Source organism: Parasediminibacterium paludis, assembly GCF_042651445.1.
Taxonomy (GTDB): Bacteria; Bacteroidota; Bacteroidia; order Chitinophagales; family Chitinophagaceae; genus Parasediminibacterium; species Parasediminibacterium paludis.
Genome location: NZ_JBHSDC010000029.1, coordinates 330,039 through 351,265 on the forward strand (window position 1 = coordinate 330,039; position 21,227 = coordinate 351,265).

Annotated in this window: 22 protein-coding genes; 18 read left to right on the forward strand and 4 right to left on the reverse strand. The window is 35.6% G+C overall.

Translation table 11 applies throughout. The annotated features are described in order from the left end of the window. Positions 1-10 precede the first annotated feature (10 nt). Together ACFOW1_RS15255 and ACFOW1_RS15260 are read right to left on the reverse strand one after the other, a co-directional pair. Complete coding sequence (locus tag ACFOW1_RS15255; protein WP_379015466.1) at positions 11-913, reverse strand: diacylglycerol/lipid kinase family protein; 903 nt, start codon at positions 911-913, stop codon at positions 11-13. A 107-nt stretch (positions 914-1,020) separates the two neighbouring features. Beyond that, complete coding sequence (locus tag ACFOW1_RS15260) at positions 1,021-1,323, reverse strand: hypothetical protein (RefSeq protein ID WP_379015468.1); 303 nt, start codon at positions 1,321-1,323, stop codon at positions 1,021-1,023. Positions 1,324-1,477: 154 nt separating this feature from the next. Between ACFOW1_RS15260 and ACFOW1_RS15265 the strand changes: the two genes are divergently transcribed. The 16 genes from ACFOW1_RS15265 to pheS all read left to right on the forward strand — a co-directional run bounded on the left by ACFOW1_RS15265 (position 1,478) and on the right by pheS (position 16,136). Further along, positions 1,478-1,855 (forward strand): hypothetical protein, encoded by a 378-nt coding sequence (locus ACFOW1_RS15265; protein ID WP_379015469.1) that lies wholly within the window; start codon positions 1,478-1,480, stop codon positions 1,853-1,855. Positions 1,856-2,031: 176 nt separating this feature from the next. Then, entirely contained in the window at positions 2,032-2,916 is an 885-nt protein-coding gene (locus tag ACFOW1_RS15270) for a hypothetical protein (protein WP_379015471.1), read from the forward strand. A gap of 61 nt (positions 2,917-2,977) precedes the next feature. Next, on the forward strand, positions 2,978-3,352 hold the full coding sequence (locus ACFOW1_RS15275) for a hypothetical protein (protein WP_379015472.1): 375 nt from the start codon (positions 2,978-2,980) through the stop codon (positions 3,350-3,352). Positions 3,353-3,603: 251 nt separating this feature from the next. Beyond that, positions 3,604-5,877 carry a TonB-dependent receptor domain-containing protein gene (locus tag ACFOW1_RS15280; RefSeq protein WP_379015473.1) on the forward strand — a complete coding sequence of 758 codons (2,274 nt, stop codon included), beginning with the start codon at positions 3,604-3,606 and terminating at the stop codon, positions 5,875-5,877. A gap of 93 nt (positions 5,878-5,970) precedes the next feature. Beyond that, the gene (locus tag ACFOW1_RS15285; RefSeq protein WP_379015475.1) at positions 5,971-7,566 is read left to right on the forward strand and encodes a hypothetical protein; all 1,596 of its coding nucleotides are present in this window, start codon (positions 5,971-5,973) and stop codon (positions 7,564-7,566) included. Positions 7,567-7,615: 49 nt separating this feature from the next. Beyond that, the gene (locus tag ACFOW1_RS15290; RefSeq protein ID WP_379015476.1) at positions 7,616-8,026 is read left to right on the forward strand and encodes a hypothetical protein; all 411 of its coding nucleotides are present in this window, start codon (positions 7,616-7,618) and stop codon (positions 8,024-8,026) included. A 112-nt stretch (positions 8,027-8,138) separates the two neighbouring features. Then, entirely contained in the window at positions 8,139-8,594 is a 456-nt protein-coding gene (locus ACFOW1_RS15295; protein ID WP_379015477.1) for a MarR family winged helix-turn-helix transcriptional regulator, read from the forward strand. Positions 8,595-8,645: 51 nt separating this feature from the next. Continuing rightward, a complete protein-coding gene (locus ACFOW1_RS15300; protein ID WP_379015478.1) occupies positions 8,646-9,359 on the forward strand; it encodes a pirin family protein in 714 nt (237 codons plus the stop codon). A 12-nt stretch (positions 9,360-9,371) separates the two neighbouring features. Further along, positions 9,372-10,232: a pirin family protein gene (locus ACFOW1_RS15305; protein WP_379015479.1), complete on the forward strand. Its 861-nt coding sequence runs from the start codon at positions 9,372-9,374 to the stop codon at positions 10,230-10,232. Positions 10,233-10,282: 50 nt separating this feature from the next. Further along, entirely contained in the window at positions 10,283-10,810 is a 528-nt protein-coding gene (locus ACFOW1_RS15310; protein WP_379015481.1) for a YceI family protein, read from the forward strand. A gap of 58 nt (positions 10,811-10,868) precedes the next feature. Further along, positions 10,869-11,234 carry a hypothetical protein gene (locus tag ACFOW1_RS15315; protein ID WP_379015482.1) on the forward strand — a complete coding sequence of 122 codons (366 nt, stop codon included), beginning with the start codon at positions 10,869-10,871 and terminating at the stop codon, positions 11,232-11,234. 28 nt (positions 11,235-11,262) lie between these two features. Beyond that, complete coding sequence (locus ACFOW1_RS15320) at positions 11,263-11,973, forward strand: pirin family protein (protein WP_379015484.1); 711 nt, start codon at positions 11,263-11,265, stop codon at positions 11,971-11,973. Positions 11,974-12,055: 82 nt separating this feature from the next. Beyond that, a complete protein-coding gene (locus ACFOW1_RS15325) occupies positions 12,056-12,607 on the forward strand; it encodes an NADPH-dependent FMN reductase (RefSeq protein WP_379015486.1) in 552 nt (183 codons plus the stop codon). A 51-nt stretch (positions 12,608-12,658) separates the two neighbouring features. Next, complete coding sequence (locus ACFOW1_RS15330; protein ID WP_379015487.1) at positions 12,659-14,506, forward strand: amidophosphoribosyltransferase; 1,848 nt, start codon at positions 12,659-12,661, stop codon at positions 14,504-14,506. 22 nt (positions 14,507-14,528) lie between these two features. Further along, the gene (locus tag ACFOW1_RS15335; RefSeq protein ID WP_379015488.1) at positions 14,529-15,023 is read left to right on the forward strand and encodes an FKBP-type peptidyl-prolyl cis-trans isomerase; all 495 of its coding nucleotides are present in this window, start codon (positions 14,529-14,531) and stop codon (positions 15,021-15,023) included. A gap of 81 nt (positions 15,024-15,104) precedes the next feature. After that, a complete protein-coding gene (pheS, locus tag ACFOW1_RS15340) occupies positions 15,105-16,136 on the forward strand; it encodes a phenylalanine--tRNA ligase subunit alpha (protein ID WP_379015490.1) in 1,032 nt (343 codons plus the stop codon). 31 nt (positions 16,137-16,167) lie between these two features. Here the strand turns inward: pheS and ACFOW1_RS15345 are convergent, their stop codons facing one another. Next, a complete protein-coding gene (locus ACFOW1_RS15345; RefSeq protein ID WP_379015491.1) occupies positions 16,168-17,241 on the reverse strand; it encodes an acyloxyacyl hydrolase in 1,074 nt (357 codons plus the stop codon). A gap of 667 nt (positions 17,242-17,908) precedes the next feature. Between ACFOW1_RS15345 and ACFOW1_RS15350 the strand changes: the two genes are divergently transcribed. Together ACFOW1_RS15350 and dnaB are read left to right on the forward strand one after the other, a co-directional pair. Further along, the gene (locus ACFOW1_RS15350; protein ID WP_379015493.1) at positions 17,909-18,682 is read left to right on the forward strand and encodes a fatty acid desaturase; all 774 of its coding nucleotides are present in this window, start codon (positions 17,909-17,911) and stop codon (positions 18,680-18,682) included. Positions 18,683-19,098: 416 nt separating this feature from the next. Next, complete coding sequence (gene dnaB / locus ACFOW1_RS15355) at positions 19,099-20,691, forward strand: replicative DNA helicase (protein WP_379015494.1); 1,593 nt, start codon at positions 19,099-19,101, stop codon at positions 20,689-20,691. A 153-nt stretch (positions 20,692-20,844) separates the two neighbouring features. Here the strand turns inward: dnaB and ACFOW1_RS15360 are convergent, their stop codons facing one another. After that, positions 20,845-21,225: a DUF4783 domain-containing protein gene (locus ACFOW1_RS15360; RefSeq protein ID WP_379015495.1), complete on the reverse strand. Its 381-nt coding sequence runs from the start codon at positions 21,223-21,225 to the stop codon at positions 20,845-20,847. Positions 21,226-21,227: the final 2 nt, after the last annotated feature.

Genomic DNA, 21,227 nt, shown 5'->3' on the forward strand with positions numbered 1-21,227 from the left:
GTGCAAAAAATCAATTAGGCTGTATCAGTTTAAAGCATTTTTTTATGATGCTAATATTGAAACTTGGTGAAGTAGTTTTGGGCTCTCCATCAATATGTAAAGGTGCGAGTTTTAGGTTATTGATTTTAATACGATCTGTTTGAAAATATAAAATATTTTTACTGCTTACATCTTCTAACAATGCTTCCAGTTTATTATTGCCACGGATTTGTTTTAGTATGGCAAAAGGCAGCTTGGCTTTATTCATTTTTTGTACAATCACAATGTCTAGAAGGCCGTCATTTAGGCTAGCATGGGGCGCAATAGTAACATTGTTACCAAACTGATTACTATTGGCAATACTAATAAAAAAAGCTTCCGTAAAAAATGTAAAGCCATCTACCGAAACCTCAAATTGGTATGGCTGTGCTTTAAAGAAGTTTTGCAGACTTTGCTTAGTGTAAGTAAGTAAGCCACGGCTATCTTGATTAGCAAAATCGTGGGCTACTTGCGCATCAAAACCAATACCACTCAGCATGCAGGAGAATTCATTATTAATTAAAAACGCATCTACATATTTGGCAGTGCCAGTAAACAACAATTCTATGGCATCTGTCGCTTTTTTTGGTATACCAGCCGCATAAGCAAGCCCATTGCCAGAGCCTACTGGTATAATGCCAAAATTGATATTAACGCCTTGCAGTGCATTGGCTATTTGGTTTACGGTACCATCGCCGCCTACCATTACTAAATCAGTAATACACTCGGCTTCTATTTTTTCCTTTAAAAAATCGTAATTGCCCGTAGCATTAGTAGGTACAATCTCAAAAGGGATACTTTTTGCAGTCGTTATCTGTTGAATTTGCTGCTTTATCTCGTCCTTTTTGGCTGTGCCCGAAATAGGATTGATGAGATAGACCATTTTTCTGCTCATGCTGTTCACTCTTTTGTCCAATCGTTAGATAAAGCGTGCAAGTTAGTGTAAAGCTTAGCAGATTGCTATTTGTAGCTATATTTTAACAAGTCGCTTTTTAGCAGTTGTTATTTCCATTCAACACTAGCCATTTTCTTTGCGGCATCTTTTGTAAAGTCAGCTTTACATTCTGCAGAGCAAAAACCAATTACTTTACCATTGTAATGTATTGTATCTAAAATACCCGCTCTTACTGGCATGCCGCAGCTTGGGTCTTTTTTATTGTTCACAATATTAGCGCTGTACTTTACTTCTTTAGGCATAGTAGTTGCGCTGTCAGCCACTTTTTCGGTAGACACTTTAGGTGCATTGGTGCAGCTAAAAACCAATGAGCTCAGTGAAATGCACGCTGCAATAGTTAATTGTTTCATGTATTTAATTTTTTAAATTAAAATGCAAAGTAAATAATAAGCTGGGCTATTGGCTTAAAATAATTTGCTTGCTATAAAAGATTCTCAAACATTCAAGGCGTCTTACACTAACAAACATTTTGAAATTCATTTTTTCACTGCTTAAATTTGTCCCATGTTTAAACAATCTATTGCAATACTATTTCTGATGGCTTTCATGGCACAGACCTTTAGTAAAGCGGTGATTATTTGCAGTTTTTATGCCAATCAAAGTTATATTGCTAAAAACCTTTGCGAAAACAGAACGAAGCCAAAAAGCTGTTGCGCTGGCAAATGTCAATTGAAGAAAAAGTTGAATAAAGATACCAATGAGGATAAGCAAAATACCGAGCGTAAAAGCAGTAAAGAAACAGAAGTAATCTCTTCAAAATCATTTTTCTGCGCCTATCAGCAATTATCTGCTCTTACTTTTAAACAAGCTTATTGTATTTCATCTAATAGTAATACTGTAAACAGGACCTACCCCATATTTCACCCTCCTGGTTGTTGCTAGTTTCATAACCTTTATTATTAATATGCCTCCTTTGGAGGCGATTTACGCTTTTTCGTGCATATTTCTATGTAGTGCCTTCAATACCTTAATTAAGGCTACTTAATCTAAGAAAATGCTCGTCTTTGCTGTACCTATAATGTTGCAGCTTTTATTAATACAATTTTAAAAACACTACAATGAAAAAAATAATCATTGCAATTGTATTTATATTTTCTATACAATTTGTCTCTGCTTGCGATATATGTGGATGCAGTACTGGTAATTATTTTGTGGGACCATTTCCAAGATTTCACAAACATTTTTTTGGTACTAGATATACTTTTAGAAGTTTTAGAAGTGAAGTAGCTAACGATCCTACTCAATTTAGTAAAGATTTTTATCAAACGGTTGAATTGTGGGGCGGTTGGAACATTGGTAAAAAATGGCAACTATTAGCTTTTTTACCATACAATTTTAATAAACAACATTCTGACGATACGTTATTAAAAAGTAATGGTTTTGGCGATGCTACCATTATGACTAATTACAATATTTTTTCAAACCGAAATGGTTTTACAAGTTCAGAATTATGGTTTGGTGGTGGTATTAAATTACCTGTTGGAAAATTTGCAGCAGACCCTAATGCCATTGTTGCATCAGCTAATAACCAAGCGGGTACAGGGTCTTACGACTTTTTATTAAATGCACTTTATGTACTTAGAATGCGTGAATGGAGTATTAATAGTAATATTAATTATAAATTAAATGGTAGTAAAAATGCCTACAAATTTGGTGATCGATTAAGTACCAATATTTTTATTTCTCGTATCGTGGGTACAAAATTCGCTTCTTTTAGTCCTAATATAGGGTTATTATTTGAGCACTTAAATGCTAATGAATTGAGCAATACCAAAGTAGCTTCAACTGGCGGAAATGGCTTACTAACTGCAGTAGGTACCGAAGTAAATTTTGGTAAAATTATTGTTGGTACCAATGTTCAATTGCCTATAAGTCAAAATTTATCTGACGGTCAAACTACAACGAAAGTGCGAGGCATGTTGCATCTATCATATGCGTTTTAACAGCAATCATTTATGTACTACAGAACGCAACATATTACACAACACAAATTTTATTCATTATATGTTTAAACAATCTATTGCAATACTATTTTTGGTGGCTTTTGTGGCACAGACGTTTAGTAAAGCGGTGATTGTTTGTAGCTTTTATGCCAATCAAAGTTATATCTCTAAAAACCTTTGCGAAAACAGAACAAAGCCTAGAAGCTGCTGCGCTGGTAAATGTCAACTTAAAAAGAAGTTGAACAAAGACACCAACGAGGATAAGCAAAACACCGAGCGTAAAAGCGGTAAAGAAACAGAAGTAATCTCTTCAAAATCATTTTTCTGCGCTTATCAACATCATAGTTTTGCTGTAAAGCAAGCATACTTTATTCAGTCTATCAACACTACAGTAGATAGAGCTTTCCCTATTTTCCATCCCCCTTGTAATTGCTAGCACTTACTTTTTTTCATCTTCAATTAATTAATTTTTTAGGGTACGCTCTGCTTTGGCAGGTCAGGCTATTCGTTGCTCGTTCTGGCATCGAGGGCAGTACTGTGTGTTATTATCTCGTCGCTTTTATTTTTTTAGTTTCGATGAGTGCTTCGCAATTCGCTGACCATCCCTCACGCAATAGTGCTTTGGCCTACTAAGTCAACACGTAGACTGCGGGGCTATACCTATAACCCAATCTTAAGTAATATTTCATGAAACGAATCATATACTTAGCCATACTACTATTGGCAATACAATTACATGCTCAAACCAATACCGTTATTACGGGAAAAATTATAGACGCTGCAAGTAAAGAAGCTTTGCAAGGCGTAACCATTACCGATAAACAACACATTGCTATTACCAACGCTTCAGGTAGCTTCTCCCTTACCAGTAATAGTAATACTATTGTAGTAAGCATGGCAGGTTATTTACCTCAAACAATCACCTTAAAGCAACGCGGCAATGTGATAATAAGCTTGCAACAAGCTGTAAACTTACTAGACCAAGTGGTTGTAAGTGCCAATAAAACCGCACAAAAACGTAGTGAAGCACCTGTAGCCATCACAACCATAAATAAGCAAACCATTGATGATACAAAAGCTAACCGTATTGATCATTTATTAAATAAAGTAAGTGGTGTTTTTGATGTGAACTTGGGTAATGAGCAACATGAAATGAGTATTCGTCAGCCATTAACTACCAAAAGTTTGTTTTTGTATCTAGAAGATGGCATTCCTATTCGCACTACAGGTGTTTACAACCACAATGCGTTATTAGAAATGAATACTACTGCGGCAAAAAGTATCGAAGTAATTAAAGGGCCATCAAGTTCGCTTTATGGTGCAGAAGCAATAGGCGGTGCAGTAAATGTACTTACGCAAGCACCACCATCTGTGGCTAATGGTTTGTTCAGTACACGAATCAATAATAATGGCTACAAAAGAATAGATGCACAAGCTGGAAACACCTTTGGCAAACTAGGCATATTAGTAAGTGGTTATTATGCAAATAGAATCAATGGCCCTGTTGAGCAAACCAATTTTCATAAAACAGCATTTACAGTAAGAGGCGATTATACCATTAACGAAAAAACGAAACTTACCAATACCTTAACCTATGTAGATTATTACAGCGATATGGGTGGTGGTAGCTTAGATAGTGCGCATTTTGCCAACAAAAATTATAGTACTCTCTATACTTTTAATTATCGTATTACAACTGCTTTACGCATTAAATCGCAATTAAGCCATGTTTGGAATAGCAATAGCGAATCGCAGATTACAGTTGCTTATAGAAATAACTCGGTAAAGCAAAACCCATCTTACTATGTTACCAATAACTTTAGTAATCCGTTATTAGCAAATGGACAAGTAAATAATAGTTCATTTAATAGCTATATGCTTATAGCCCAACATGCACAAAAAATGAACTGGTTGCAAAGCAAGTTAATAGTAGGTGTAAGTACAGACATTAGCCCTAGTACATATGTTGCCAACGATATTAAAATTCAAAGAAATGCTGCGGGTAAATATGCAAGTTTTAACACCACAGATTCTGTATTAAGTAACTACAAAACTGGCATTAGCAATGTAGCGTCATACGTTAATTATGATGCATTTTTGGCCAAAGGCTTAAAGTTGATAGCTGCTTTACGATATGATTTCTATCACTACAATTTTCAAAATTATTTAACCCCATCAGCTTCATCTGGCGCACCTTCAACAATTACTAATTTTTCAAGAGCTACGCCAAAAATTGGCTTAACCTACAATCATAAATCCATTGGTTTTTATGGTAATTATAGCGAAGGGTATGTACCACCTCAAGTTGGTGAACTGTTTAATATCGTAAAAGTGCCTTACTTACAACCACAAACATTTTTTAATTACGAAATGGGTGGTTGGTTATCGTTGGTTCAAAATACATTATATCTCGATTATAGTTTGTATTTGCTAAATGGTACTAATGAAATTATTTCTGTTCGTCAAACAGATGGTAGTTATCAAAATCAAAATTCTGGGCAAACTAGACATAAGGGTATTGAGTATGGCATTACATATAGACCTAATGATGAATGGATGATACGTTTTAGCGGCACAAATGCAACACACACTTTTGTTCAAGACATAGAAAAAGGTATTGACTATAGCGGAAACGAAATTGCAGGTGCACCTAAATTTATCGCTAATGGAGAAATTATGTATAAACCAATATGGGTAAAAGGCCTAAGATTAGGCGCTGAGTGGCAACATTTAAGTAACTATTTTTTAGATAACGCTAATACAGGTAAATATGCTGGGTTTGATGTGTTTAACATAAGAACTGGTTATAGTATTAAACATTTTGAAGTGTGGGTAAATGCGCTTAATGCTTTCAATAAATATTATTCAGTACTAGCTAGTAAATCAAGTTACGGCTACACCTATAATTTGGGCGACCCTAGAGAAATTACTTTGGGCGTAAGTGTCAAATTTGGCAAGTAGTTTATTACCACATAGGCCTATAGGTACTTAGCTTTAAGCTAAAAGCCTATGTGCCTATTTGCTTATTTGGTTCATTTTTCTAAATAAAAAATCATGAAAAAGAAAATATACCAGTGGCACCGTACCACATCGCTCATTATAGCAATTCCTGTAATTCTGTGGGCTTCAAGTGGTTTTATGCATCCTATAATGACTACCATAAGACCTAAAGTGGCTACACAGTTTTTACAAGCATCTGCAATAGATACAAGTAAAATTAAGATGCCATTGCAGGAGGTATTAAGCAATAATCATATCGATTCTATTACCAATTTTCGTTTTGTACATATTGATACCAATTGGTTTTATCAAATACAATTACCAAACAATAATGTACCAACGTATGTAAGTACCAAAACTGGTAAACGCTTAGCCAATGGTGATTGGTTATATGCACAATACCTTGCGAAACATTTTTTAGAAGGGCAAGAAAATAATAAAACCGAAAACAATAAAACTGAAGCATTAACTGCAACGGCTAGCAGTCACGATTGCTGCGATGCTGCTAGTGAATGTGTATTAAATAATACTAAGGGTGCTAAAGTAACAGATGCTACATCAGTTACTGCGTTTGATAATGAATACAAAAGTATTAATAGGTTATTGCCAGTATATAAAGTAGTTTTTGCAAGAGCCGACGGTATTCGCATTTATGTTGAAACTACGCAAGACCGATTTTCATTTGCCATGGATAATAAGCGAGCCATTTTTGATGCCATTTTTAGATGGTTTCACAATTGGGGCTGGTTATCTTTTTTGGGTAAAGCACAATTTGTTGTTGAGTTTATTTTGGTAAGCCTTGCTTTTTTAACTGCACTAATGGGTGTTTATATTTTCTTTATTAGCAAGAGTAAAAAAGTCGCAAGTAACACAGTAGTAAAAACAAGACGTAGCCATCGTTTTACGTCTATTGCAATCACTTTGTTTACGTTGATGTTTACATTCAGTGGCGCTTATCATGCATTTACTAAAATATTTCCTCCCAAAGAAAACCCAGAACCGCAAGTACCTGCTTTTGCTAGTAAACAACTTCATTTATCTATAGCACAATTACAGCAAATTGTACATGCGCCTATTGCCAATGTTAGCATTGTTATTATTAATGGACAAGCTTATTGGCAGGTAAATACAAAGAAAAACTATCAGGCAAAAGCTGATGCCAAAAAGCCTGTAAACGATTTAATGAAAGCTAAAGTTGTTCCACCGCCATCGGCTACTTACATAAATACTGCTAACAATGCTATATTACAAAATGGTGAGCTTGTATATGCTAGTTATTTGGCTAGCCAATACAGTGGACACAAGATTGGTGAGGTTGCAAAAATTGACACCATAGTAAAATTTGCAGATGAATATGGCTTTGTAAATAAAAGGCTTCCAGTATTTAAAGTGGCCTACAATGCTAACCATAACGAACGTTATTATATCGAAACATCTACTGGAAAATTAGCTTTACGTGTAGATGACATTGATGTAATTGAAGGTTACAGTTTTTCAATTTTACACAAACATGAATTTATGGCTTGGGCTGGCAAACCTGTAAAAGATTTTAGTACGATGTTTTGGGCTATGGCACAAATTGCGGTTGTTGTAATTGGCATGATACTTTATTTTAAAACAAAAGCAAAAAAGAAAATGTCGCAAACTTAAATATTAGTTTATTCATCGTTATATTCGACGAGTCAAAAAAACATAGAGTATGAAGTTTTTAAAAATGAGTTTATTGCCAGCATTTGCAGTTTTTGTATCAAGTAGCGTTAGTGCGCAATTTAAATTGGCACAATGGCCAGCTTTGCAAACATTCCATGGCGTAATGAGTGAAACCTTTCACCCAAGTGAAGAAGGTAAACTAGAACCTATAAAAGCACGCTCAACAGAAATGTATGAAAAAGCGGTAGCTCTTTCTAAATCTGCAATACCTGATGCATTAAAAGCCAAAAAAGGTATTAAAGAAGCCGTAGCAGAATTAGTAAAAGGTACTAAAGTGTTAGATGCTTTGGTTAAAGCAAAAGTTAGCGATGAAGTAATTAAAACTAAATTAGCTAGCTTGCACGACACGTTTCATAAAATAATTGAAACTTGCAATAAGGAGGACGACGAAAAGCACTAAATAGTTTGATAATCAATTCAATCCTGCATCTAGCGATGCGGGATTTTTTCCTTTATAGAAAAGAAAAAATAATTTTGCAAATTAGATGTATGTACATACATTTGTATTGGCAATGAAATTAGAACAAGCAATACAGAGTACAAAATTTAAGAATGAAGTGCAAAAAGCATCGTTAAATGTTTTGTATACTGCATGGTGGTTAAAAAACCTTGCGAGTAAAGAATTAAAGGAATTTGGATTAACACATGAGCAATATAATGTATTACGTATTTTAAAAGGTAAGTATCCAGATCAAATGTGCGTAAGAGATATTGCTTGCAGAATGATTGAGCAAAATTCAAACGTACCAAGGATTATAGACCGTTTAGTCATAAAAAAACTAGTTAAGCGTGCTACTTCTTTAGAAGATAAACGAGAAACAGTGATAACAATTACGCAAGCTGGTATTAGTATTTTAGAGTCAAGCACAATTGCTATTGATACAAAGTATGTGAACTGTGTTTCAATTACAGAAACTGATGCTATACTGCTGAATAGTTTACTTGAAAAAGTAAGAGAAAAAGAGTAAATTTTTTTTGAAAAAATAGATGTATATACATGCAATTAAAAAATAAGAATCATGAAAACGATATTACATAAAGCAAATACAAGAGGTCATGCAAATCATGGTTGGTTAAACAGTTACCACACATTCAGTTTTGCAGGTTATTACAATCCTGAGCGTATGCACTTTGGTGCATTACGAGTACTAAACGATGATACTGTTGCAGGCGGTATGGGTTTTGGCAAGCACCCACATGATAATATGGAAATAGTGTCTATACCTTTAAGTGGCGATTTAGAACATAATGATACCACGGGTAGACATGAAATCATCAAGCAAGGTGATGTACAAATAATGAGTGCTGGTAGCGGTATTGCACACAGCGAAAAAAATGCTAATCACAGTAAAGAAGTGAAATTCTTACAAATATGGATATTACCAAAAGAAAAAAATATTGCACCCCGCTACGAGCAAAAATCTTTTCCAATAGCAACGCGCAAAAATATTTTACAAACTGTATTGGCGCCAGATAATGCCGAGGCCGTTTGGATTAACCAAAACGCTTGGTTTACGCTTGGTAATTTTGAAGTTGCACAAAATACTAGCTATACCTTACACAATCCCCAAAGTGGTGTATATGTATTTGTGATAAAAGGTAATATTACCGTAAATGGCGTTGCTTTAGAAGAAAGAGACGGCTTAGGTATTACCGAGTCAGATGTACTAAACATAACAGCAGATACCGATACTGAATTTTTATTAATGGAAGTACCAATGCAGTTAAATTAAAAAAGGTAGACAATGCGAACAGTTAATAAAATTATTGGCGGCAGGCCTATTAATGTAGGCAGCATCAAAGTGCAAGAATTACTACCAAACAATGGCGAATTTTTTAGTCCATTTTTAGTATTCCATCATGGTATTGCTAAAATTGAAGAACATATACCTATTCATCAACAAGGTGTAGGGCCACATCCTCATCGTGGGTTTAGTGCTATCAGCTTTATTTACCGTGGCGGTGTGCATCACAGAGATAGCCGTGGCAATAACCATAAAGTATATGCGGGAGGTACGCAATGGACAAGTGCAGGTATGGGCATAATACATAGCGAACGTGTACCTGAAGATATTTTTGACCACGGTGGCGAACAAGAATTGTTACAAGTATGGGTAAATACACCAGCAGCGCACAAAATGGATCAGCCTGCTTATTATCCTGCAACAGCAGAAGAAACACCAACGATTGTTACAGAAGATGGCTTGACTATTGTAAGAGTGCCTGCTGGTAATGTAAACGGTACAAAAGGTATTATACCAACTTTTACTGATGTAACCACGGCAATGGTAGACATGAAAGCTGGTGGTCATTTTACGTTTAATTTTAATGCAAGTCATAACACGTTGGTTTATGTATTAAAGGGTAAAATAACTATTAATGCTACACATGTTGTTACTACTAAGCAACTTGCTTTAATGAATAACGATGGCGATAGTTTTACTATTACAGCTACAGAAGATACAATCCTATTTGTAGGTAGTGGCGAAATTATTAACGAACCTATTGCCTCTCATGGGCCTTTTGTAATGAATTATCAAACAGAAATTATGGAGGCTTTTAGAGATTATCAAATGGGAAAAATGGGTGTACTTATTGAAGAATAAGTATCAATTATAAAACAACAATTATCACAAACAACTAAAAATTTAAAACAATGGCAACTTACAAAATTGATGCAATGCACAGCGACGTAACATTTAAAGTAAAGCACTTAATGATTAGTACTGTAACCGGCAGCTTCACTGGTTTTGATGCAACTTTAGAAGCAGAGCAAGACGATTTAAGCGATGCGAAAATTAGCTTCACAGCAGACATTAACACCATTTCTACTGGTAACGAACAAAGAGATGGTCATTTAAAAAGCGAAGATTTTTTTGATGCAGCTAAGTATCCAACTTTAAGCTTTACTTCTACATCATTTACAAAAGTTGATGGTAGTGATTACGAATTGGCCGGTGATTTAACGATTAAGGATGTAACCAAACCTGTAGTATTAGCGGTAGAATATGGCGGTACAATGACCGATTTTTATGGCCAGTTTAAAGCAGGTTTTGATATTTCTGGTAAAATCAGCCGTTCAGAATTTGGCCTTACATGGAGCGCTGTTACAGAAGCTGGTGGTGTTGTAGTTAGCGACGAAGTGAAATTAAATTTCTCAATTCAAATGGTAAAACAAGCTTAATCAAATTCCCATCTGTTAGCTTAAACTTACAGATGGGTATCCCTTAAAACTAACAATCATGAATATTCTAAAGCAAATCCCTGTTCTATTATTGGCCTTAATATTTCTTGTATTTGGGTTAAACTTTTTCTTACATTTTTTACCAATGCCGCCCGCAACAGGCAATGCTGCTACATTCTTTGGTGTTATTTACAGTACGGGCTTTTTAACGGTGGTTAAGGTTTTAGAAATCATATTTGCGATTTTATTGGTGATAAAATCTACAAGAGCATTGGCTTTGTTGTTAATGGCGCCAATTGTGGTAAATATTTTACTATATGAACTATTAATTGCACATGCCCCTGGTATTGGAATTGTATTGGTATTGCTAAATGCAGTATCCATTTACCAATTAAAAGAAAAATATTTGCCAATTGTTCGCTAATCTTTGTATCCCTTAAACAACCTATTACATGCAACATACCATTTTTAAAGCTAGCGAGAGAGGACTGAAAGATATTGGCTGGCTAAAAAGCAATTTTAATTTTAGCTTTTCTAGCTACGCAAATCCTATACGCAACGGCTTTGGTTTGCTCAAAGTGTTTAATGATGATTTTGTAGAACAAGGCAAAGGCTTTGGCTTACACGCACACCAAAACATGGAAATAATTAGTGTGTTGCTGAATGGTAAAATGAACCACAAAGATAGCATGGGCTACAGCGATGTTGTAGAAAAAGGGTGGGTACAAATCATGAGTGCAGGAAGTGGCTTGCGCCATGAAGAATACAATGTTGGTGATGATGAAGTAAATTTTTTGCAAATATGGGTTGAGCCAAAATTGCAAAATATCAATCCACGTTACCAACGTAGATATTTTCCAAAGCAAAACCGTGTCAATAAACTTCAAACCATTGTAAGCAATGAAGAAGGTTTAGAACATTGCTGGATTAATCAAAATGCAAAGTTGAGTTTGGGTTATTTTACCCAAAAAACAGCGCTTACTTACACATTGAATCCAACTAATAAATGTGTTTTTATATTTATTATTGAAGGAAAAGCCAATATTTGCGGTCAAAATATCAATAAAAGAGACGCTATTGGAATTTGGGAAACAGATACTATTCAAGTAGATATTGAACAAGATACTGAGTTTATTGTCATTGAAGTACCTATTAATCACTAAACAAGATCAGTAAGTCACTCGTCATTCAGTCATTAAAAAAATCAATGACCAATGATTAATGACTTAATGACTATTTCATATCATGACCATCGAAATCGTTTCAGGAAGCCCTAGAGCAGCAAGCATTACCGTAAGAATAGCTAAGTATTTACAGCAATATATTCAGCAGCATCATGCAGAACATACGGTTGGTGTAATAGATGTAAGAGAATGGAAATTGGGCTTTTTAGAAACGGTTTTTAATTCGGTAGATAATACACCAGATCCATATAAGCTTTTAACACAGAGTATGTTTAATGCCGATGCATTTATCATAGTTACACCTGAATACAATGGTAGTTATACATCAGAAATTAAAAATCTATTTGATCATTTTCCTAAACAAGCACGCAAAGCTTTCGGACTTTGTACTGCTTCAACAGGCGCATTAGGTGGGGCAAGAGGCACCCAATCTTTACTACTACTAGTGCCAGCGCTATTTGGTATTGCGAGTCCGAGTTTATTAATAGTGCCGCAGGTGGACAAAAAATTTGACGCTGACAACCAATTAATCGATGCCTCTTTTGAAAAACAAATACACACTTTTGTAACTGAATTTTTGTGGTTGGCCAAACAATTGCAGCAGCAAGCATAAATAACATTTTTAAACAAGGGCGAGGTTGTAACTTTGCCCTTTATTTTTATTATGAGCGATGAAATTAAACACGAATGTGGCCTCGCCTATATTCGTCTCAGAAAGCCTTTCTCTTATTATTTACAAGAACATGGCAGTGTAATGTATGGCTTGAATAAGTTATACTTGTTAATGGAAAAGCAACATAACCGGGGCCAAGATGGTGCTGGTATTGCTTCTGTAAAGCTAAATGTAGAGCCGGGCTACCCTTTCCTTTCTAGAATGCGCAGCAATGCGCCGCAGCCAATTGCAGATATTTTTGCCAAAGTAGGCGCTGAAGTACAAGAGTTAAAAAAATACCAACATGATATAACGTCTCATCCAGGATTAATGAAAGGTCATGTACCTTATTTGGGCGAATTATTGTTGGGCCATTTGCGCTATGGCACACAAGGTAAAAATAACGTCGAATTTTGTCATCCATTTATCAAACGCGATACACAGCCAGGACGAAATATTGCCTTAGCGGGTAATTTTAACTTGGTAAATACAGAGGAATTATACGATTTACTCAACATTAATCCAGGTGAATTTCAAAAGCAAAGCGACCTTGCTGCAATGATGGAAGTGATTCATCATTTTTTGGTAAAAGAAGATGCGGAAAACCCAAATTGTGCCAACTTGGTGAATGTGCTGCAAAAAGCCATTCCATTATTTGATGGTGGCTATACCATTGGTGGTTTAATAGGTAATGGTCACAGCTTTGTAATGCGAGATGCACACGGTATCCGACCTGCGTATTATTACATCAACGATGAAGTAATTGTAGCTGCAAGCGAACGTGCTTCAATACGTACGGCATTTAACGTCGGCGAAAATGAGGTCCTTGAATTAATGCCAGGTATGGCCTTGATTGTAGATGACAAGGGCAATTACATGATACAGCAAATTGTAGAACCAAAAGAGCGCCGTGCTTGTAGTTTTGAGCGCATCTATTTTAGCCGCGGAAGCGACGAAAAAATATACAGAGAGCGTATTGCATTGGGTTACCACCTTAGCAAGCGTGTGCTAGAGGATATCAATTACGATTTAAAAAATGCCATATTTTCCTATATCCCCAATACTGCCGAAGTAGCTTTTTATGGTTTGGTAAAAGGGATGGAAGATTATTTAAATAAAATTAAAGTAGAGCGAATTTTAAGTTGGGGTAACGATTTTACAGAAGAGAAACTTACTGAAATGATTACACGTAAAATTCGTCAAGAAAAAATTGCAATTAAAGATGTAAAGCTCCGCACTTTTATTACCAATGATGATAGTAGAAACGAAATGGTACAACACGTGTACGACGTTACATATGGTACCGTTCGTAACCACCAAGATACGCTCATAGTAATAGATGATAGCATTGTACGAGGTACTACTTTAAAAGAAAGTATTGTAAGGATGTTAGCCCGTTTAAAGCCCAAGAAAATTATCGTTGTTTCTTCGGCACCGCAAATTCGCTATCCAGATTGTTACGGTATTGATATGAGCAAACTTGGCGACTTCATTGCGTTTCGTGCCGCTATCGAATTGTTGAAAGAACGTGGCTTAGAGCATATTTTAACAGAAGCACAAGAACGAATTAAAGAATTGCAACGCACCAATCAGTTACATACTGAAAATGTGGTGCGTCAAATTTACAAACCGTTTACTACGGAAGAGATTTCTATTAAAATTGCGCAGTTAATTACCCCAGAAGACATCACTTTCCCTACACAAGTCATCTATCAAACCATAGAAGACCTACATGATAGCTGTCCTACTAATACTGGCGACTGGTATTTCACGGGTAATTATCCAACACCAGGTGGCAATAAGGTTTGTAACAAAGCCTTTTTAAATTATATGGATGGTAAAAATGTAAGAGGTTATTAAGTTTTTATAAAGCAACCAAAAGATGATAAAGAAAATTATGTTTATCGCTGCTCTAGCAGTGGCTTCTCTTTATGTAGTTAGCTGCGGTAAAGGTTCAGATGCAGCAAGTACCATTTGTACCAATACGCCTGTAGCTACTGATTCTATGGCATTAGTTAATTTTGCGACAGCCAATAATATTACAACTACTAAAGATGCTTCGGGTATGTATTTTCAAATTGTATCTTCTGGTACGGGTGCAACCTCTCCAAATGGCAACTCATTGGTTGAAGTGACGTATAAAGGTACTTTATTAAATGGAACAGTGTTCGATTCTACAGCCGCCGGTAAAACAGCAAGTTTTTATTTGAATCAGTTAATTGGAGGTTGGCAAATTGGTTTGCCAAAAATTAAAGCAGGTGGTAGAATTAAGATGTTAATCCCTTCGGCTTTGGCTTATGGATGTCAGGGTGCAGGTACGTCTATTCCCTCCAATGCACCAATTTTCTTTGACGTAACATTGGTTAGTTTTCAGTGATCATTTATAAAAAATAATAATATAAGTAATGCTTTGCTGGCTTAACGCTTGCGATTGGCCTTTCACTATTATCTTCGCCACATGGAACAGTTGTTACAGCAGATAGAATTGTACAAGCAAGAAATTGCTGCCGCAGAAGCTACCAATGCAGACATGGTAGAAGCTTTTCGTATTAAATATCTTGGCACAAAAGGCTTAGTCAAAAGTGTGATGGGCGAAATGAAAAATGTGCCCAACGATCAAAAAAAGGCATTCGGGCAAATATTAAATGACTTTAAATTATTTGCCGAAAATAAATTTGAAATACTAAAACAGTCCATAGACGACAGCCAACAGTCAACAGCCAATTCAATTGATCTTTCTCTGCCTGGCAGTCCTGTTTCAGTTGGTACACGTCATCCTCTAAGTATTGTTCGAAATCAAATAGTAAGCATCTTTAAACGTTTGGGTTTTGCGGTATCTGAGGGACCAGAAATTGAAGACGATTGGCACAATTTCGGTGCCATGAACTTACCTGAAGATCATCCAGCACGAGACATGCAAGACACGTTTTACATAAGCCAAAACCCTGCATGGTTGTTACGCACTCACACTAGTAGTGTACAAGCAAGGGTGATGGAGCATCAAAAGCCACCTATCCGCGTTATTTGTCCTGGCCGTGTGTATCGCAATGAAACCATCAGTGCAAGAGCGCATTGCTTTTTTCATCAGGTAGAGGGCTTATATATTGATGAAAATGTAAGCTTTGCCGATTTAAAGCAAACGTTGTACTTTTTTGTGCAAGAAATGTTTGGCAAAGAAGTAAAAGTGCGTTTTCGTCCAAGTTATTTCCCGTTTACCGAGCCAAGCGCAGAAATGGATATTAGTTGCCTTATATGTGATAGCAAAGGCTGTAATGTGTGCAAACATACAGGTTGGGTAGAAATTTTGGGCAGTGGTATGGTACATCCAAAAGTGCTTGAGAATTTTGGTATTGATAGTAATAAATACACTGGTTTTGCATTTGGAATGGGGGTAGAACGTATTTGTCAGTTAAAATACCAAGTAAATGATTTGCGCTTGTATAGCCAAAACGATGTGCGTTTCTTAAAACAATTTACTGGTGCAATATAAATGCTGTATTATGTTAATATCGCCTTTTTCGTTATTTCAATCTATAAGTAAGCCTGAAATCAAAAAAATCTGCAATATTTAGTCTTGTAAGCAAGTTAAACCCAATTTTATAGCGCTGATTTATTTGATAACTCATGCCAAAACGTTCGTAAACGGTACCAATTTCTTTTTCTCCTCCCAAATACACTTTATTATAATAATTTGTATTTCTAATAAAATGTGCGCCGAGTTGTGCGCTTAATGTAATTCTTTTTAAATAGAACTCGTTACCCACTAGCATACTCGCATAATAACTATACGAAGGATCGCCTATAACACTTTTTGTAAGTGCAATACCGCCATCGTAATAAGCTTCTAGGCCTAGTGTAAGTGCATTTACATGGCTTATACGTTTTGAAGCGATAATATTTGCTCCAATCAGTAATTGTTTTTTGTACTTCTGAGCGAAGCCAGTCCAACCATTTTTACCAGTCCAAAAGCCACCAATTTCATAATGAATTGGATTATTTTTTTTCCAGCTATCATCTTTAATTCTTTTGTAATTGGGCAATTTATTCGTTGCTTGGTGATACAAAATGCCTAAGCCAATAGAAGGGTAGTTGATACCTAAATTTGGAATGGCAAAACCTGCGTTTGAGTTATGGCTAAAAGTACCGCGTATAAAAGTACTCACATGTTTAGATACGCTTATAGAGGCTGCAACGGATAATTGCAAAGAAGAATTGATATGCGTGCCATAATTAAAGTTTGCAGTAATGCTTGAGTCTTTTAGATTTTTATTAGGATTGGTGAGATAGCCTAAACCTATAGCACCCCTTACTCTAATTTGTACACGTTTATTTAACTGAGAAATAGGTTCTATAAAGTATGCGGCATTGTAGGCGCTTCCTAATATGGGGGTGTTTAAGTCAAAATAACTGAAGGTAAAGCCACTTCGACTAAAAAATCCCCAATTATCGTATGTTTTATAATTAGTATTTAATTGAGAGATCTCAAATTCATAGCCTCGTGGCCTTGCGCCACGAACGTTTTCCATTTTGGCAGTGTGTATAAGCATAGTTGCTTGCATATACGTTAGGCCATACACACACTGTTTGTTATTCATAGTGCTATCATTGGTTTGTCCTTTTACAGACAAGCAACAGAGATTAAAACACAAAATTGATAGTAAAAGCCTCATTAATCAAGATTTAAACAAAATGGCAACAATAATGCATTACAAAGAATCAGTTTTAATAAGTATTGTTGCTTTGTGCTTTATTTATTAGGTTAGAAACAAAAACGATAGTAAATATATTTAACTGCAATATTATACTATACAATGATATCATTTTGCGATTTCTTTGCTTTTTTAACTTATAATTTTTCTTTTTCGATGTCTTTTTTCTGGTGGCAGATTATCATACTTAGCTTTCTCAATTTGTGCTTTGAAGAGGTTGATAAATACTAGCAGTGCTATTGGCACTATTGATTTCATTTTTAAACGATTTTGTACGAAGAAAATATTGTATTAACTAAATTATTTGGTTTTAATAATACGGGAATCATCAACTTTAACATTAAATTTAATTCTTCAATTAAGTAGGTTACACCCTTGATTTAGTTATAAGCTTACCTTACGGCTTTCTACTGTATCATTAATGGCTTTGATGTAGAAAAGCTGCACTTCTACCCACGCTAAATTAAACAAGGGTAAAAAAAGTTGCATAATTAAATTCATATTGAGTAGAAACTTATATCTTTCTCGCCTACAATACTTTAACCCCTTTTTTATGCTTGTCATCTTATTGTTCTTTTTTACACATTGGTTCTTGTCTTTGTTTTTCCATTCATTCTTTTTACACCGTTTTGCATCTCACAAAATGTATGAGATTAGTAAAAACTGGGAGCGAATATTTTATGTTAGTACCTGGTTGGTACAAGGCTCATCGTTCTTAGTACCAAGGGCTTATGGGGTTATGCACCGTATGCACCATACTTATAGTGATACTGAGAAAGATCCTCACAGTCCACATTTTTTTAAAGATGTGTACCAAATGATGCGCAGTACCATCCTCATTTTCCGTAGTTTTTTAACTGGTAAAAACCTACCAGAACCTCAGTTTACAGCAGATTACTTGCCCGTTTGGGATAAGCTTGATAAACTTGGGCATAATTCTTTTACACGTTTCTTATTTATGGTTGCTTATACTAGCGTTTATGTTGCATTTGCGCCAAATTATTGGTGGTTTTTATTGTTGCCAATACATTTTTTAATGGGTCCTATTCAAGGTGCAATTGTAAATTGGTGTGGCCATAAATATGGTTACAGTAATTATGATAATGGCGATCATTCTAAAAATACATCACCTTGGGGCGTTTTATTGATGGGTGAATTGTTTCAAAACAACCACCACTTTGATAAGGAAGATGCCAACTTTGCAAAACGTTGGTATGAGTTTGATTTGACATATCAAGTAATGCGTGGTTTTAATGCTATCGGTATTATCAAATTAATCAACCATCATCCGCCAGTAGTTATAGACAAAGTGCCTTTAGCAGCTTAAAATACTTATAATTTATTTTCTATAAAGTGCGCCATCTAAGGGCGCACTTTTTTTGTTTTTAAGGGTAATAAATAGGTGATGAAGAGTGTGTTTGCTTCAGATTTATCAAAATCAATTATTACTTACAATTACATTATCAAGCAAATATTTTTTTAAAATTCTTCTTCACAGTTAATTGTGCAATAGCATGTGTAAAAAGCGTAAAACTTTTGTTTTTAGTGGATAAGCAATTGTGATTATGTGAATTAAGAAGGTTAACTTGTGCATACACTGTTAAACTGGTGTGCATTAATATTAACGGCAAAAATGTTTTTATTCTAGATTTTCTAATTCATATTCGCTCCCCCGTAACAATTTGGTAACATAGTTAGGGTTTTAGCAGCAACAATTTTTAAGAAAAAACTGACATCACAATAATGGATATCACCTCGCTTAATAAAGACCGTAAACGCAGAAAAACCACCGTTGATTTGGGTACGATGGCCTTTGGTAAAGTACCACCGCAAGCACGAGACCTAGAAGAAGCGGTTCTTGGGGCAATTATGCTTGAGAAAAGTGCTTTTGATACCGTAAGTGAAATTTTAAAGCCAGAATGTTTTTATGTAGAAGCACATGAACATATTTTTAGGTGTATGATGAGCTTGCAGCAAAAAAGTCAGCCCATAGATATTTTAACTGTGGTTGAAGAGCTGCGTTTTAAAGAACTATTGGAGGCAGTTGGTGGGCCTTATTTTGTAACCAAACTAACCAACACCGTTGTAAGTACAGCCAATATTGATGCGCACGCAAGAATTGTATTGCAAAAGTTTATTCAAAGAGAATTGATACGTATTAGCGGCGAAATTATTGGTGATGCTTATGAAGATAGCACCGATGTATTTGACTTACTCAATGAAAGTGAGGAGAAGATCTTTAATGTCACCAAGCACTTTTTAAAGGCGGACTATAAAGAGATGAGCACGGCTTTGGCACAAGCTGTAACGCGTATCGATGAAATGCGCACCAAAACAGAAGAATTGTCTGGTGTGCCAAGCGGTTTTCCTAGTTTAGACCGTATTACTTATGGTTGGCAACCTACAGATTTAATTATTTTGGCAGCTCGTCCTTCTGTGGGTAAAACAGCTTTTGCGCTTAACCTTACCCGCAATGCGGCGCTTAATAGTGTAAAGCCTACTGCTGTTGGTTTCTTTAGTTTAGAAATGAGTGCTGCACAGTTAGTACAGCGTATTTTAAGTGCTGAAAGCGAAATACCACTAGAAAAAATTACGCGTGGTAAAATGGAAGACTACGAGTACCAACAGTTACATACAAAGGGTATTAAGCGCTTAGAATCTGCACCCATTTATATTGATGATACAGCTGCCTTAAACATTTTTGAGTTTCGAGCAAAGGCAAGGCGTTTGGTAAATAAACATAATGTAGGCATTATTATTATTGACTATTTACAATTGATGAGTGGTAGTGCAGACAATAAAAATGGCAATCGTGAGCAGGAAATTAGTAATATTTCTAGAAATTTAAAGGCACTGGCAAAAGAGTTAAACATCCCAATTATAGCGCTAAGCCAGTTGAGCCGTGCGGTAGAAACCCGTAAAGAAAGTAAAATACCACAGTTGAGCGATTTGAGAGAATCTGGTGCGATAGAGCAAGATGCCGATATGGTAATGTTTATTTATCGCCCTGAATATCACGAAATTCACAATAATGAAAGTGGCGAAAGCACAAAAGGCGAAACGCATATTCGCATAGCGAAACACCGTAATGGTTCTTTGGATAATGTGATATTGCAAGCCCATCTACATATTCAACGATTTGAAGATGTAACTGATAGAAACAGTGGCATGATGACTGGTAGTGGTGGTAATTGGAAACCAATTACTCCTACGCCAAATTCGCCTACTAGTGGCAGCACGTCAAATAATGCTGGTGGTGGACGTTTTTTTGTGCAAGGCAGTAAAATGAATACGGGCAATTTTGATGATGGTATTGATGGTGATGCGCCTTTTTAAAACCGCTCAGATAAAGCTGAAAAGCGAATAATGCGTAGAAGTGTGCGACGCAACTGTAGCTAAATAGTAGTACAAAAGCTGGTTTACAAATACTTAATACAATAACAATGGCGATGAATTTCATCGCCATTGTTATTGTATATGCTCGTAAAATTAATTAATACGTACGGTAATAATTTGTCGATCACCATCTTTATTTTTTAATAAAATGGTGATATTATAACCTTTTCCAGCGTTTTGTAATTTACCAGCTAAGTACATGGTTGCGCCCATTTCGCGCTGGCTGGTAAGCTCAAATCCTTTAATACTATTATCTTTAAAAAAGCTCTGAAAAGTAAGTCCAGCTTGGGTTTTGCCCACATTTTTAATTTCGTCTTTTTCTGGTAATTTTAAGTCAATAAAGTTATCAAAGTATTTACTTACTTCTTCGGCATTACCAGTTTTTAATGCGTTAATGATGGCGGGTACATTATCGGCGGTTGTAAATGAAAACAGCACGAAGCACATGCTTATAAGGGGTAGAATCTTTTTCATTT